This is a genomic window from Xanthobacter pseudotagetidis, assembly GCF_043194795.2.
GTDB lineage: Bacteria > Pseudomonadota > Alphaproteobacteria > Rhizobiales > Xanthobacteraceae > Xanthobacter > Xanthobacter tagetidis_A.
This window is the reverse complement of the sequence record NZ_CM195534.1, coordinates 1,474,044-1,488,296: the sequence shown is the minus strand read 5'-3', so window position 1 is coordinate 1,488,296 and position 14,253 is coordinate 1,474,044. Positions and strand designations below refer to the sequence as shown.

The window sequence follows — 14,253 nt, the reverse complement described above, 5'->3', positions numbered from 1 at the left end:
CGGAGGCTCAGAACTGCAACGTCACCCGCGTGTTGAAGGAGCGGCCCATGCCGGCGACGGGATAGCCCCAGTCCACGGAGCTGCCCATCATGGACGGCGTGCGGTAGTTCACGAGGTTGGCGCCGCCGAGCGGCAGGTCGTAGTTCGTGTCGAAGATGTTCTCGACCGCGAAGTCCACCCGCAGCATGTCCTTCTGGTAGGACGTGCGGAAGTTGAGCAGCGCGTAGGCCTCGGTCTCCAGCTCGTTGCGCACCTGGCTGACCAGGGTCTTCGACGCCACCAGCTGAAGTTCGAGGCTGTTGGTCCAGGTGCCCCAGGTGCGGGCGATGGTCTGGTCCACGGCCATCACGCCGTTGAGCGGCATCATGTGGTAGAGGTTGATGCCGTCGGTGCGCTGGCCCTGGACGAAGTTGAGGCTGCCGCGGAACTGGCCCTGTCCCCAATTGTCGTCGTCCCAGAGCGCCATCTTGCCGTCGATGTTGACACCGTAGAGCCAGGCATCGTGGTTGGCGAACTGCAGGAACACGAAGTTGTCCTGCACGACGGCGTTGTTCGGCTGGCTCGCGAGGCACCCGGGCAGGGTGCAGCGGTTCACGTCGATATAGTCCACCACATAGCTGTAGTAGGGCGAGACCCTGAGCTCCCAGACCTTCTTGGCCGGATCGTTCCAGGTGGCTGTGAAGCTGATGGTGTGCGCCGCCTCGGGGTCGAGGTCGAGATTGCCCACATAGCCGTTGCCGTCGCCGAACCAGCCGATCATGTCCATGGCCATGGCGTTGGTGGACCAGGCGTAGCGCTCGTAGAAGTTCGGCGAGCGCGTCTTCCGGGCGAGGCCCAGCTCGTAGAGGCTGGACTGGTCCGGCTGGTAGCGCAGGATCGCGGTGCCATCCATGTTGAAGTCGGTGCGAGCGCGGTCGGCGGCGTTGAAGGCCGCGGCATCCGCTCCGTACATCATCATGTTGTAGCCCTGGACGTCGCCGGTATTCATCCACACCGTGTCGTTGCGGATGCCGATGAGGCCGGTCCAGGCGCCGTCGAACTTATGCTCCCACTCCGCCCAGGTGCCGAGCCGGGTGCGCTGCCCGTTGTTGATGCTGATAAAGGCGTCCGGGCTCATCATCATGGAGCCGGCCACCGGCGGCCACCAGTCGTCGAGATTGTTGTAATAGAGTTCGTTGCCCACCCGCACGACGTCCCGTGCCGAGAGGCCGACCGTGCCCTTGATGGCATAGCCCATGTCGGTGGCGCGCGTGTCCATGGGCATGTCGCCGGTCTTGTCCGGCTCGATGAAGCCCATGGTGTGGCGCACGCGATTGAAGAACACGTTGCCTTCGAGCTTGCCCCAGTCGAACAGGCCCTCATAGCGGCCGTTGGCGAAGAAGCTCTTGTTTTCCACCATGTCCATGTACTGGTTCACGTAGCCCTGATAAGGAATGAACTGCCCGCCGATCTGCGCCGTGAAGATCTGGTCATTGATCTTCTTCGACAGGCTCAAGGCGTGATTCTGGGTCTCGTACATGGTGGACTTGATGACGGTGCCGTCACCCGCCGTGTAGTCGCTCGCCTTGGCCCAGCCACCGGTATAGGTCAGGCTGGTGTCGGAATTCGACATGCGCACCGTGGTGTCGACGCCGTAGGCATTGCCGTTGGAGCGGTAGAAGCCGGCCACGAAGCCGGAGACGGTGATCCGGTCGCCCGGCGTGAAGACCGCCGGCGCCAGGGTCACGTCCACCTTGGCGCCGGTATAGTCGCCGCCGACGCTCACCGGCGCGGTGCCCATATAGACGGCGATCTTCGAGACCATGGCCGGGTTGAGGAACGACAGCGGCGGGTTCATCTCGTTCGGGCAGGCGACGCCGAACAGCATGCCGTTGATGCCCACTTGGACGCGGTCGGCGCCCATGCCGTTCACCGCCGGCAGGCTGGAGACGCCGCCCGCGCCCCAGGCCGCGCCGCCGGGAACGCCGGCGATCAGCGAACCGGTGTCGCTGGTCAGCAGCGCCGCCGCCGATGCCTCCGCCCCCGAGATGGTGGCGGTGTCGGCGGGCGTGAAATTGCTTGGGAGGCCGCCCACGGCGGTCTCCGCTCTGCCCGACATGGGCTGACGCACCACCAGGGTGGGGAGCGTGGTGTCGGAGACGGTCTGGGCCGAAGCCGGAGCGGGCAGAAGCGCGAGCGCGGCGAACGCGGGAGCCACCAAAGCGGTGGAGCGGCGCAGCGCCCCGCGCTGGCCGAGGAAGGACGACGGGGACATGGGCATTTCCTGATCTGCTGCAGACGTCGCGTGCCCGCGCGGCGGAAGCCGCGCGCGGGGCTGCGAGCCTGGCTTGGGTCGGGCTATGGGAACGGGCCTCGCGCCGCCGCGGGACGGCGACGGAGCACTGAGGCGCGATACGGCAAGCGGGGAAAAGCGGCGACGCGATGCGGCGCAGGCTTTACCGGCTCGTCAGCCGAGAAATGGCGGCGCGCGGGGCTGGGATGGCCGCCGCGGCGGCGGGCGCAGGACCAGCACTGGCGCCGGCGCTGCATGGATGGCGGCGGTGGACTGGCGCTCTGGCGCCGGAACGGGAATCGGCGGCGGCAGGTCGGCGACGTCGACGCGCGCGAGGCAGGCCGGGCAGTGGACATCCGTCCGACTCCCCTTGCCGTCCAGGTCCGCGCCCGCAGCGAGGCTCCCCGCCCCGGCACATATGGGCGCGCCGGTGGCGTCGCGCGGCATGCCGGCGACGAGGGCGCTGGCGAACACCAGCTGGAAGACGAGCGCATAGGCGGCGGCCAATGCGGCCACCCAGCCCGATCCCCCGCTCCGTCCCGCCCGTCTTAGCATTTCGCTACCACCCCTTTCCGGTTAGCATGTCAGCCGCCATATGAAAATACGGCTGATATGCGGCAGAAGGGGCCCGCCCTTTGACCGGGGTCAACGCCCCGTTGCTGCACCGCAGCTACCTGTGCGATCAAGTGGGGCAGTTCCGGCAACGGGAGCGCGCGCGATCAGATCGCGCCGCTGGCGTGGTTGCTTTTTCTGAGGTTCTGTCCATGAAGCGCACGCTGGTGATCCTCGGGCTTCTCCTCGTCCTGGTCGGAGTGGGAGGCGCCGGAGCGTGGTATCTGGCATCCCGCAGCCGCACCCTGCCGCCGGGATTCGCCTCCGGCAACGGCCGCATCGAGGCGACGCAGGTGGACGTCGCCACCAAGGCTGCCGGCCGGGTAGTGGACGTGCTCGCCGAGGAGGGCGACTTCGTCCAGGCCGGGCAGGTGGTGGCCCACATGGACGTCGAGGAGACCGCCGCGGCCCTGCGCACCGCCGAGGCCCAGGCGGCCCAGGCGACGCAGTCGCGCGATACCGCCACCCATGTGGTTGAGCAGCGGAAGGGTGAGCTCGACCTCGCCACCAAGGAGCTGGAGCGCCAGGAAACCCTTGTCGCCAAGGGCTTCGCCACCGAGCAGAAGGTGGACCAGTATCGCACCACCAAGCTCACCGCCGCCGCAGCTCTCGCCGCAGCCCAGTCGAGCCTCGCCGCGAGCGAGAGCGCGATCCGCGCCGCCGAGGCGGAGGTGGACCGCCTGAAGCGCATGGTGGCGGACGGCACCCTCGTCGCGCCCAAGTCCGGCCGCGTCATCTACCGCCTCGCCGAGCCGGGCGAGGTGCTGGGGGCGGGCGGCAAGGTGCTGACCCTGGTCGACCTTTCCGACGTCTACATGACCATCTTCCTGCCCGCCTCCCAGGCCGGCAACCTGGCGCTCGGGGCGCAGGCGCGCCTGATGCTGGAGCCGCTGCCCGACCGCGCGGTGCCCGCCAACGTCTCCTTCGTCTCCGCACGCGGCCAGTTCACGCCCAAGCAGGTGGAGACCCAGAGCGAGCGCGACCGCATGATGTTCCGCGTCAAGCTCAGGGTGCCGCGGGTGCTGGTGGAGAAGTATCTGGAGCACGTGAAGACTGGCGTCACCGGGGTCGGCTACGTGCGGCTCGACCCGAACGCCCAGTGGCCGGCCTGGCTCGATTCCGACCTCGTGCACGAGGCCGCGCGGTGAGCCAGGCGGCGGACGGCGCGGCGGGCCCGCAGGCAAGCCGGCCGCCCTGCGCCCTCCGCCTCGCCGGCATCCGCCACGTCTATGGCGCCACCATTGCGGTGGACGGCATCGATTTCCAGGTGGCCGAGGGCGCCTCGGTGGCACTCGTCGGGCCGGACGGGGTGGGCAAGTCCACGCTGCTCGGCCTGATCGCGGGCGCCAAGCGCATCCAACAAGGCACGGTCGAGGTGCTGGGCGCGGACTTCGCCCACCGCGTGGCGCGCGAGAAGGTCCAGCCGCGCATCGCCTACATGCCCCAGGGGCTCGGCCGGAACCTTTATCCCAACCTCACGGTGGCGGAGAACATCGCCTTCTTCGCCCGCCTGTTCGGCGAGGAAGCCGACGCCAAGGGCGCGCGCGTCGCGCCTTTGCTCGCCGCCACCGGCCTCGACCCGTTCGCGGACCGGCTCATGCGCAAGCTTTCCGGCGGCATGAAGCAGAAGCTCGGCTTGTGCTGCGCGCTGGTGCACGACCCGGACCTGCTGCTGCTCGACGAGCCGACCACCGGCGTCGACCCGCTCTCGCGCCGGCAGTTCTGGGACTTCGTGGGCGATATCCGCGCCGACCGGCCGCATCTGACATTGCTGGTCGCCACCGCCGACATGGAAGAGGCGGCGCGCTTCGAGCGGGTGGTGATGGTGGACGGTGGCCGCATCCTCGCGGACGGCTCGCCGGCCGATCTGCTCAACCGCACCGGCCAGCAGAACCTGGAGCGCGCCTTCATCTCGCTCCTGCCCGAGGGCCGGCGCGGCGACGGGGAGGTGGCCGCGCGCGCCGCGCCCATCGGCGACGACGCGCCCATCGCCATCGAATCGCGCGACCTGACGCGGCGGTTCGGCGACTTCGTCGCCGTGGACCATGTGAGCTTCAAGATCCGCCGCGGCGAGATCTTCGGCTTCCTCGGCTCCAACGGCTGCGGCAAGTCCACCACCATGAAGATGCTCACCGGCCTGCTTCCCGCCTCCTCCGGCGAGGCGCTGCTGTTCGGTGTCCCGGTGGACCCAGCCGACATCGAGACGCGCCGGCGCGTCGGCTATATGAGCCAGGCCTTCTCGCTCTACGGCGAGCTGACCGTGCGCCAGAACCTGGAGCTGCACGCCCGGCTCTTCACCCTGCCGGAGGACGAGGCGAAGGCACGCATCGACGATCTGGTTCGGGCCTTCGACCTTGCCGACCACCTCGACGCGCTCTCCGACGGCCTGCCGCTCGGCGTGCGCCAGCGCCTGTCGCTGACGGTGGCGGTGCTGCACCAGCCCGAGGTGCTGATCCTCGACGAGCCCACCTCCGGCGTCGACCCGGTGGCACGCGACAATTTCTGGGACCACCTCCAGCGCCTGTCGCGCGAGGAGGGCGTGACCATCTTCGTCTCCACCCACTTCATGGGCGAGGCCGAGCGCTGCGACCGCATCTCCTTCATGCATGCGGGCAAGGTGATCGCCACCGGCACGCCGGAGGCGCTGAAGGCGGAGAAGGACGCGCCCACCCTGGAGGAGGCGTTCATCGCCTATATGGAGATGGGCGGACGGGAGGCCCGCACCGAGGCCCGCCTCGCCCCGCCGGCCCCGCGCGCGGAAGGCCCGCCCGCCGCCTTCTCGCCGCGCCGGCTCGGCGCCTATGCCTGGCGCGAGGCGCTGGAGCTCAGGCGCGATCCGGTGCGGCTCGCCTTCGCGCTGCTAGGCACGGCGCTGCTGATGCTGATCTTCGGCTACGGCATCACCCTCGACGTGGACAAGCTGCGCTTTTCGGTGCTCGACCGCGACCAGACGCCGGAGAGCCGCGCCTATATCGACGGCTTCGCCCACTCGACCTACTTCGTCATGGAGCCGGCGCTCGCCAGCCCCGGGGACCTCGACCGGCGGCTGAAGGCCAACGACATCGCCTTCGCCATCGAGATCCCGCCCGAGTTCGGCGCCGACCTGCGCTCCGGCCGGCCAACCGAGATCCTCGTCACCATCGACGGCGCCATGCCGTTCCGGGCCGAGACCATCAAGGGCTATGTCCAGGCGGTCCACCTCCTGTTCCTCGCCGACGCGGCGCAGATGGCGGGGCAGGCCGTGATCAGCTTCGCGACCCTGGAGATGCGATACCGCTACAATCAGGCCTTCAAGAGCGTGGAGGCCATGGTGCCGGCGGTGATCGCGCTGATGCTGATCTTCATCCCCGCCATTCTCACCGCGCTCGGGGTGGTGACGGAGAAGGAGCTGGGCTCCATCACCAACCTCTACGTGACGCCGGTCACCAAGCTGGAGTTCCTGCTGGGCAAGCAGCTGCCTTATGTTGCGGTGGCGTTCTTCAACTTCTGCGTCATGGTGCTGATGGCGCTGTTCCTGTTTGGCGTGCCGCTGAAGGGCTCGGCCCTGGGCCTTGCCCTCGGCGCCTTCGCCTACGTTCTCGCCACCACCGCTATCGGCCTCGTCTCCTCCACCCTGACGAACACGCAGGTCGCGGCTTTGTTCGGCACCGCCATCGGCACCATGATGCCGGCGACCCAGTTCTCCGGCATGCTCCAGCCGGTGGCGACGCTGGAAGGCGGGGCGTGGCTGCTGGGCACCTTCTTCCCCACCACCTACTTCATGCGCATCTCGGTAGGCGCCTTCACCAAGGGCCTCGACTTCGCGGATCTCGCGCCCTTCGTCGGCGCGACGGTGCTGTTCTGGCCGGCGCTGCTCGCCCTCGCCTGGGCCATCCTGCGCAAGCAGGAGACGTGAGGATGGAACCGGACATGGCCGCCCCCGCCCCCTCCGTCCGCAAGGGCCCGCCGCGCTGGCGCGCCTTCGCCGGCAACGTGCGCGAGCTGGTGGTGAAGGAGCTCATCAGCCTGTGGCGCGACCGGGCGCTCCTGGTGCTGGTGCTCTATGCCTTCACCGCCGCCATCGTGCTGCAGGCCAACGGCATCAAGCACGATCTGAACCGCGCCACCGTGGGCGTGGTGGACGAGGACAATTCCGCCCTCTCCAACGCCATCCTCGACGGGCTGCTGCCGCCGCGCTTCCAGGCGCCGGTGCACCTTTCCCCACAGGACGTGGACCGCGCCATGGACGCGGCGCGCTACACGTTCGTCCTCAACGTCCCGCCCGACTTCCAATCGGACGTGCTGGCGGGGCGCGACCCGCAGGTCCAGCTGCTGATCGACGCCACCGCATTGATGCAGGCGGGCCTCGGCGCCAACGACATCTCCGCCATCTTCCAGGAGGAGGTGAACCGCTTCGTGCTGCGCCACTCGGAAGGGGTGGCGACTCCGGTGGAGCTGAAGATCCGCATCGCCTTCAACCAGGGGCTGGAATCCTCCTGGTTCACCGGCACCATGGGCCTCATCACCAACATCACCATGCTCTCTGTGCTGCTCGCCGGGGCGGCGCTGATCCGCGAGCGCGAGCACGGCACGCTGGAGCACCTGCTGGTGCTGCCGGTGCGGCCATCCGAGATCATGCTGGCGAAGATCCTCGCCAACGGCGCGGTGATCCTCGCCGGCTCCGCATTCAGCGTGGTGGTGATCCTCAAATGGGGGCTCTCCATGGGGATCGCCGGCTCGGTGCCGCTGTTCCTGGCGGGTGCCGCGCTCTACCTCTTCTTCACCGCCTCGCTCGGCATCTTCCTCGGCACGCTCGCCGGCTCCATGCCGCAGTTCGGGCTGCTGTTCTTCCTCATCGTCCTGCCCATGAACATGCTTTCCGGCGGCTTCACGCCGCTGGAGAGCATGCCGCAATGGCTGCAGGTGGCGATGCAGGCCTCCCCTTCCACCCAGTTCGTCGCCTTCGCCCAGGCGATCCTCTACCGGGGCGCCGGCCTCGACACCGTGTGGCCGCGTTTCGCCGCCACGTTCGGCATGGGCATGCTGTTCTTCACCTTCGCGCTGACGCGCTTCCGCACCTTCCTCGCCGCGCAGCAGTGAGCGGCCTCAGCCGGCCTCTGCCGGCTTGCCGGAGAGCACCGCCGCCACCGGCCTCGACCGAGGATGGCCGGCGCAGAAGGTCAGAGTCACGATCAGCACCGGCACGCCGATGAAGGCGCCGGGAAGGCCCCAGAGGAAGGCGAAGAAGAACACCGAGAACAGCACCAGGAACGGCGAGACCGCGAGCGTCTTGCCGGCGATGCGCGGCTCGATGTAGCTGCCGGACAGGAACTGGATCACGTTGAGGCAGACGAACACGAACACCGCCATCTGCCAGGATTCGAACTGGGCGAGCGCGAACGCGGTGGGGAGCAGCGTCGCCACGAACGGGCCGATGAAGGGGATGTAGTTGAGCGCGAAGGCGATGGCACCCCAGGCAAGCGCCAGTTCCAGCCCCGAGGCCAGCGTGAAGGCCCAGACGGCGAAGCCGGTGGCGAGGCTCATGAAGGTGCGCACGAGCATGTATTTCTGGAGCTTCTCCGCCGCCGCCGCGCCCGCCGCCACCAGATAGGCGCCGCGCCCGCCGGCCCGGAGCTTGAGCAGCTGCGACTTCAGCGCGTCCGCCTCCAGCATGCCGAGCAGGACATAGAGGAAGGTGAAGACCAGGAACGACGCCAGCGAGTGCAGCCGGCCGGACACGTCCTGGAACACGCGCAGCATCCAGCGCACGTCGAAATGGTCCGCCATCACGCTGGCGAGCACGAAGCCGTGGCCTTCCAGCCAGCCGCCCAGCTGGGCGTAGAGCGCCTGGAAGCGCGCGGCGTTGGCGAACACCCATTGCCCCACATGGCCGAAGCCCCAGACCACCAGCGAGGTCACCGCTCCCACCACGCCGAGCGCCACCACCAGCGTCGCCAGAACGGCGGCGATCTTGGGCAGCACCTTCTCCAGCCGGCGCTGCAGCGGCCAGGCGAGCGCCATCACGAACACGGCGAACACCACCGGCACGATCAGCGTCTGCGCCTCTTTCAGAGCGGCACAGATCACCACCAGGGCCGCAAGCCCGACCAGCACCCTCATGGCGTCTCCCCCATCCGTCCGCACCCGTCGCGGCACCCCTTTATGGGCGAAACGGCAGAGCCGGCGAAAGGGTGATCCGGCCGCACGGCGAAAGAAAAAGCCGCCGCGCGACGGCACCCGATACCGGCGCGGCCCCGCTTGCGCCGCCCGCAGCTTTCCCTTTACCTGCAACGCTCTATAAAGAGGCCAGGAATGATCAGGGGCAGCCGGAGCATGACGCAGCGGCGGACGGGATTGAATGAGGCGGGCGCCTTCGCGCGCACGCTCGCGCCCCTGCTCGGCGCGCTCGGCCTCCTGGCGCTGTCCGCCTGCGCCCGGCCGGAAGGCGTGCTCGTGCCCGTGGCCGTGGGCGACAGTCCCGGCACCCGGGTCGACATGCTCGTCGCCACCACGCGCGCCGCCACCGACGCCTCCGGCGTCGTCTTCACCGGCGAGCGTGGCGACGGCCTCGCCTTCACGGACGTGGCGGTCTCGGTGCCGCCGAACCGGCCGGTGGGCTCCATCCAGTGGCCGTCCGGCCCCAATGGCGACCCGGCGCGCGAGTTCGTCGTCACCCGCCTCGAGCCGCTCCCGCGCACGGACATCGTGTCCTGGTTCAAGGCGCGCCACGGGCAGAAGCGGCGGGCGCTGGTGTTCGTCCACGGCTTCAACACGCGCTTCGACGCCTCGGTGTTCGGCTATGCCCAGTTCATCGCCGACACCGACGCCTCGCTGGTGCCGGTACTGTTCTCCTGGCCCTCGCGCGGGCGGGTGACGGACTATGTCTACGACCGCGAGAGCGCCAATTTCTCGCGCTCGGACCTCGCCTACGTGCTCACCGCCGCGGCCGCGAGCCCGAAGGTGGACGAGGTGGTGGTGATGGCCCACTCCATGGGCGCCTGGCTCGCGGTGGAGGCGCTGCGGCAGATGGCGCTGAAGAACGGGCGCGTGCCGGCGAAGATCACCAACGTGGTGCTCGCCTCTCCCGACCTCGACATCGACGTGTTCGAGCGCCAGGTCCAGGAGCTTGGCCCCAACCGACCGAAAATCACCATCTTCGTCTCGCGCAACGACAAGGCGCTCGGCCTCTCGCGCTTCCTCGCCGGACAGGTGACGCGGGTCGGCGCGGTGGATCTCAACGATCCCCAGTATGCGGCGCGCCTGGAGCGGGCACGCGACATCACCGTGGTCGACCTCACCGCGCTCCAGGGCGGCGACGCGCTCAACCATTCGGTGTTCGCCACCCAGCAGGACATCGTCGGCCTCATCGGCACCCGGCTCGCCGGCGGGCAGGACATGGGCGAGGAGCAGGGCCTCGTCGCCCGGGTCGGCGGCGGCGTCGGCGCGGCGGTCGGCACGGTCGCCGCGGCGCCGATCCTGGTGTTCTCCGGCGGGCGGAACTGACCCGCCCTGCCGCTTCAGCGGATCATGAAGCCGATCGCCAGCGCGTTGGCTATATCGATGAAGAAGGCCGACACCAGAGGCAGGATGATGAAGGCGAGCGGCGCCGGCCCATGGGTGCGCGTCACCGCCGTCATGTTGGCGATGGCGGTGGGCGTCGCACCCAGGCTGATGCCGGTGAAGCCGGCTGCAAGCACCGCCGCCTGGTAGTCGCGCCCCATGGCCGGGAACACCACGAACAGGATGTAGGCCACCGCCACCAGCGTCTGCAGGCCGAGCACCACGGCGAGCGCCGGGCCGAGCCCGCCCAGCGTCCACAGCTGCATGCTCATCAGCGACATGGCGAGGAAGATCTTGAGCGACAGGTCCGAGATCAGCGCCAGGGCCGGGGTCCGCGCCGGCCAGGGCGCGCGCGGCATTAGCCGCGGCAGGGTGTTGGTGGCGACGATGGCCACCAGCAGGCAGACCACGAACAGCGGCAGCTTGATGCCGGTCTTCTCGACCAGGTCCTCCAGCGAATAGGCGATGAGGATCACGAGGTTCAGCACCAGCACCGAGCTCAGGATGTTGTCGTAGGTGACCTTGCCAGCGTCCGGGCCCACGTCGTTCTCGGGCAGGCCGACCATGGGCGGCAGCAATTCCTCGCTGGAGAGCTTGAAGCGGGCGATGAGGATGCCGGCCACCGGCCCGCCCACGAGGCTGGCGATGACGAGGCCGAGCGTGGCGCTGGCGATGCCCACCTCCAGCGCGTTCGGCAGGCCGAACCGCTCCGAGATCAGCGGCGCCCAGGCGATGGTCGTGCCGTGGCCGCCGATGAGCGACACCGAGCCAAGCAGCGGCGCGAGGCCCTTCGGCAGATCGAGCACCGCCGATCCGGCCACCGCGACCAGGTTCTGGATGCCGAGATAGGCCACGGTGAGCACCAGCAGGATGAACAGCGGCCGACCGCCGGTGGCGAGGTCCGAGAGGCGCGCATTGAGGCCGATACCGGTGAAGAAGTAGAGCAGCAGCACGTCGCGCGCCGACAGGTCGAACGAGATGGCGAGGCCGAGCACGCGGTAGGCCACCAATGTCGCGATCGCCGCCAGGAGGCCGCCGGTGACCGCCTCGGGGATGTTCCATTTGCGCAGCGGCGCGATGATCCCGTTGAGCCCCGCGCCAACGAAATAGACGATGATGGCGAGCGTGAAGGCGAGGAAGCCCGAGACCTCGTAGCTGACCGGCATGTGCCCCCCTTCTGGTCCGGGCGCCCTGCGCCTCAGAAGCTCCCCACCATCGAGCCCAGCACGATCACCGCCGCCAGCGCGATCAGCGCGCCGACGATGCCGGCCATGACGATGTCGAGATAGCCCTCCTTGTGCGTCACCCCGCACACCGAAAGCAAGGTCACCACCGCGCCGTTGTGCGGCAGGCTGTCGAGCGTGCCCGAGCCGATCACCGCCACGCGGTGCATCAGCGCCGGGTCCATGCCGATCTCGGCGGCGATCTTCATATAAGTGGGGCCGAGCGCGTCGAGGGCGATGGTGAGGCCGCCGGAGGCGGAGCCCGTGAGCGCGGCGAGGATGTTGGTGGCCACCGCCAGCGACACCAGCGGGCCGCCCTCGATGCCGAGCACGAAGTCCCGCACCACGCCGAACGCCGGCAGCGAGGCGACGATGGCGCCGAAGCCGACGAGGCTCGCCACCGAGAGGATCGGCAGCACCGAGGCGTTGGCGCCCGCCGTCACGGTGGCGCGCAGCACCGGCACGGAGCGGAAATTGATGGCGATGACCGTGAGGATGGCCGCGGTCAGCGCCACCATCACCGACCACACGCCGCCCACCGACGACAGGCTGGTGCCGCCCCATTGCGGCAGCGCGAGGAAGGACGTGTCCATGCGCGGCAGCACCGCGAAGGACATCAGGAGGTTCACCGCGATCACGACGATGATGGGCAGCGCCGCGAGCAGGATCGGCGGGCCCTTCTCCGTCTCGTCGCTGGAATGGATCTCGGACGGGTCGAACGCGCCGGCGGTGGTGGCGCGCTCGCGCACGATCGGGTCGTCCACCGCGCTTTCGGCCGAGGCGTCGGGATCGACGGCGAAGGCGCCGAAGCCCTCGCCGGCGGCCCGCGCCGCAGCCTCGCGGCGCTTCAGCCACCACATGCCGAAGCCGAGCATGATGAGCGAGGCGATGAGGCCAAGCCCCGGCGCCGCGAACGGCGTGGTGCCGAAGAACGGCATGGGGATGGCGTTCTGGATCGAGGGCGTGCCGGGCATGGCCGACATGGTGAAGGTGGAGGTGCCGAGCGCGATCGCCGCCGGCATCAGGCGCCGCGGCACGCCCGCCGCGCGGAACAGCGCGATGCCCATGGGCGCAAGCACGAAGAAGGCGACGAACAGCGAGACACCGCCATAGGTGACGATGGCGCCCGCCAGCACGACGGCGAGGATCGCCCGCTCGGTACCGAGCTTCTTCGTCATGTAGTCGGCGATGGAGCCGACCGAGCCGGAATCCTCCATCAGCTTGCCGAACACCGCCCCGAGCAGGAACAGCGGAAAGAATTGCGCGACGAAGTCCGCCGCGTTGCGCATGAAGGTCTGGGTCCAGCTCGCCAGCAGCGGCTCGCCCGAGAAGGCGGCCGCGATCAGGCCCGCGATGGGCGCGAGGATCAGGATCGAGGAGCCGCGGAAGGCGAGATAGATCAGGACCGAAAGGCCGACCAGGATGCCGATGAGACCCATGGCTCAGAGCTCCGACAGCAGCATGTTGAAGTCGACCGTCGACGCCTTGCCGATGTCGTGGCCGTGCTCGTCGAGGAACACCTGGGCAGCCTTGCGCCCCTCCGCCTTCAGCATGGTCAGGAACTCCCACTCCGCGTTGAGCTTCGAGGAGAAGCCGAGCCCCGCCATGATCGGGTTGCGCACGATGTGCACCCGCATGCGCGCCCAGTTGCAGGCCTCGGTGTCGCCGGAGAGCTCGGCCGCATGGCGCTGGAGCAGCGCCATCATGTAGAGCTCCTTCACCGCCACCGAGTTGAACGACACCTCGTTGAGGCGGTTGAGGATTTCCGCCGGGGTCTTGGGCGTGCCGGGCCGCTCCAGCGGGTTGATGGGGATGAGGATGGTGTCGTCGGACTTCAGCTCGCTCACCAGGGGGGCAAGCGTCGGGTTGCCGGAATAGCCGCCGTCCCAATAGGCCTCGCCGTCGATCTCCACCGCCTGGAACAGGGTCGGCAGGCAGGCCGAGGCCATCAGTGCCTCGGGGCTGATGTCGGCGTTGCGGAACACGCGCGGACGCCCGGTGCGCACGTTGGTGGCGGTGATGAACACCTTGACGGGGGAATTGCGCAGGCGCTCGAAGTCGATCTGCTTGGCGAGGATCGGCGCCAGCGCGTTCCCGCCCAGGGGATTGTACTGGTAGGGCGAGAACATGCGCGTCATGAAGTCCATGAACAGGTAGCCCGGCGCGGCGTCCAGACCCCAGCGGCCGAGCATCTTGTCGAGCGGCGAGCGCTTGAACGGGCTGAAGCGCGCCGCCTCGGAGACGTGGGCCCAATAGCTGTCGAGCGCCTTGCGCGCGCCCTCCCGGCCGCCGGCCGCGTAGCCGTCAGCGAGCACCGCCGCGTTCATGGCGCCGGCCGAGGTGCCCGAGACGCCCTCGATCTCGAGCCAGGTCTCCTCCAGGAGACGGTCGAGGACGCCCCAGGTGAACGCTCCGTGGGAGCCGCCGCCCTGAAGGGCGAAATCCACCAGCACCGGTTCTCTGTCCATCTTAACGCTCCCCTCTGCGCCCAGGCGCATGCCGGCCGCGCCGATGGCGGCGGCCTGCTCCTCCTCAGGGTCTCCCGGTCTTGCGTCTTGGTCTTGTGTTGTTGGCGGACGCGGGGCTGCCGCGTCCGCTGAGTTGGCG

At 69.0% G+C, this 14,253-nt stretch carries 10 protein-coding genes; 4 read left to right on the top strand and 6 right to left on the bottom strand.

Going from position 1 to position 14,253, the window contains the following annotated elements; all coding sequences use genetic code 11:
* Window positions 1–7 precede the first annotated feature (7 nt).
* Window positions 8–2,254 (bottom strand): TonB-dependent receptor, encoded by a 2,247-nt coding sequence (locus V5F67_RS06815; RefSeq protein ID WP_394019852.1) that lies wholly within the window; start codon window positions 2,252–2,254, stop codon window positions 8–10.
* 192 nt (window positions 2,255–2,446) lie between these two features.
* The gene (locus tag V5F67_RS06810; protein ID WP_394019854.1) at window positions 2,447–2,788 is read right to left on the bottom strand and encodes a DUF2946 family protein; all 342 of its coding nucleotides are present in this window, start codon (window positions 2,786–2,788) and stop codon (window positions 2,447–2,449) included.
* A gap of 248 nt (window positions 2,789–3,036) precedes the next feature.
* On the opposite strand from V5F67_RS06810, the gene V5F67_RS06805 reads away from it, so the two are divergent.
* Genes V5F67_RS06805 through V5F67_RS06795 form a run of 3 tightly spaced genes read left to right on the top strand, consistent with a single transcriptional unit; the run spans window position 3,037 to window position 7,963 of the window.
* Entirely contained in the window at window positions 3,037–4,032 is a 996-nt protein-coding gene (locus V5F67_RS06805; protein WP_394019856.1) for an HlyD family secretion protein, read from the top strand.
* A complete protein-coding gene (rbbA, locus tag V5F67_RS06800; RefSeq protein ID WP_394019858.1) occupies window positions 4,029–6,779 on the top strand; it encodes a ribosome-associated ATPase/putative transporter RbbA in 2,751 nt (916 codons plus the stop codon). The genes V5F67_RS06805 and rbbA overlap by 4 nt, the downstream gene beginning before the upstream one ends.
* A 2-nt stretch (window positions 6,780–6,781) precedes the next feature.
* Window positions 6,782–7,963, top strand: a complete 1,182-nt coding sequence (locus V5F67_RS06795) for an ABC transporter permease (protein ID WP_394019860.1) — start codon at window positions 6,782–6,784, stop codon at window positions 7,961–7,963.
* 6 nt (window positions 7,964–7,969) lie between these two features.
* On the opposite strand, the gene V5F67_RS06790 is transcribed toward V5F67_RS06795, so the two are convergent.
* Window positions 7,970–8,983, bottom strand: a complete 1,014-nt coding sequence (locus V5F67_RS06790) for an AI-2E family transporter (protein ID WP_394019862.1) — start codon at window positions 8,981–8,983, stop codon at window positions 7,970–7,972.
* 234 nt (window positions 8,984–9,217) lie between these two features.
* Here V5F67_RS06790 and V5F67_RS06785 point away from each other — a divergent pair, with 234 nt between their 5' ends.
* Entirely contained in the window at window positions 9,218–10,366 is a 1,149-nt protein-coding gene (locus V5F67_RS06785; protein ID WP_394019864.1) for an alpha/beta hydrolase, read from the top strand.
* Window positions 10,367–10,380: 14 nt separating this feature from the next.
* Here the strand turns inward: V5F67_RS06785 and gltS are convergent, their stop codons facing one another.
* Genes gltS through V5F67_RS06770 form a run of 3 tightly spaced genes read right to left on the bottom strand, consistent with a single transcriptional unit; the run spans window position 10,381 to window position 14,114 of the window.
* On the bottom strand, window positions 10,381–11,589 hold the full coding sequence (gene gltS / locus V5F67_RS06780) for a sodium/glutamate symporter (protein WP_394019866.1): 1,209 nt from the start codon (window positions 11,587–11,589) through the stop codon (window positions 10,381–10,383).
* A gap of 32 nt (window positions 11,590–11,621) precedes the next feature.
* Entirely contained in the window at window positions 11,622–13,085 is a 1,464-nt protein-coding gene (locus tag V5F67_RS06775) for a GntP family permease (RefSeq protein WP_394019868.1), read from the bottom strand.
* Between the two features lie 3 nt (window positions 13,086–13,088).
* Window positions 13,089–14,114 carry a patatin-like phospholipase family protein gene (locus V5F67_RS06770; protein WP_394019870.1) on the bottom strand — a complete coding sequence of 342 codons (1,026 nt, stop codon included), beginning with the start codon at window positions 14,112–14,114 and terminating at the stop codon, window positions 13,089–13,091.
* Between the last annotated feature and the right edge of the window lie 139 nt (window positions 14,115–14,253).

Coding starts and splice junctions, on each gene's coding strand:
- V5F67_RS06795 (WP_394019860.1), top strand. CDS start 6,782: ATGGAACCGGACATGGCCGCCCCCGCCCCCTCCGTCCGCAAGGGCCCG.
- V5F67_RS06805 (WP_394019856.1), top strand. CDS start 3,037: ATGAAGCGCACGCTGGTGATCCTCGGGCTTCTCCTCGTCCTGGTCGGA.
- V5F67_RS06815 (WP_394019852.1), bottom strand. CDS start 2,254: ATGTCCCCGTCGTCCTTCCTCGGCCAGCGCGGGGCGCTGCGCCGCTCC.
- gltS (WP_394019866.1), bottom strand. CDS start 11,589: ATGCCGGTCAGCTACGAGGTCTCGGGCTTCCTCGCCTTCACGCTCGCC.
- V5F67_RS06775 (WP_394019868.1), bottom strand. CDS start 13,085: ATGGGTCTCATCGGCATCCTGGTCGGCCTTTCGGTCCTGATCTATCTC.
- V5F67_RS06790 (WP_394019862.1), bottom strand. CDS start 8,983: ATGAGGGTGCTGGTCGGGCTTGCGGCCCTGGTGGTGATCTGTGCCGCT.
- V5F67_RS06770 (WP_394019870.1), bottom strand. CDS start 14,114: ATGGACAGAGAACCGGTGCTGGTGGATTTCGCCCTTCAGGGCGGCGGC.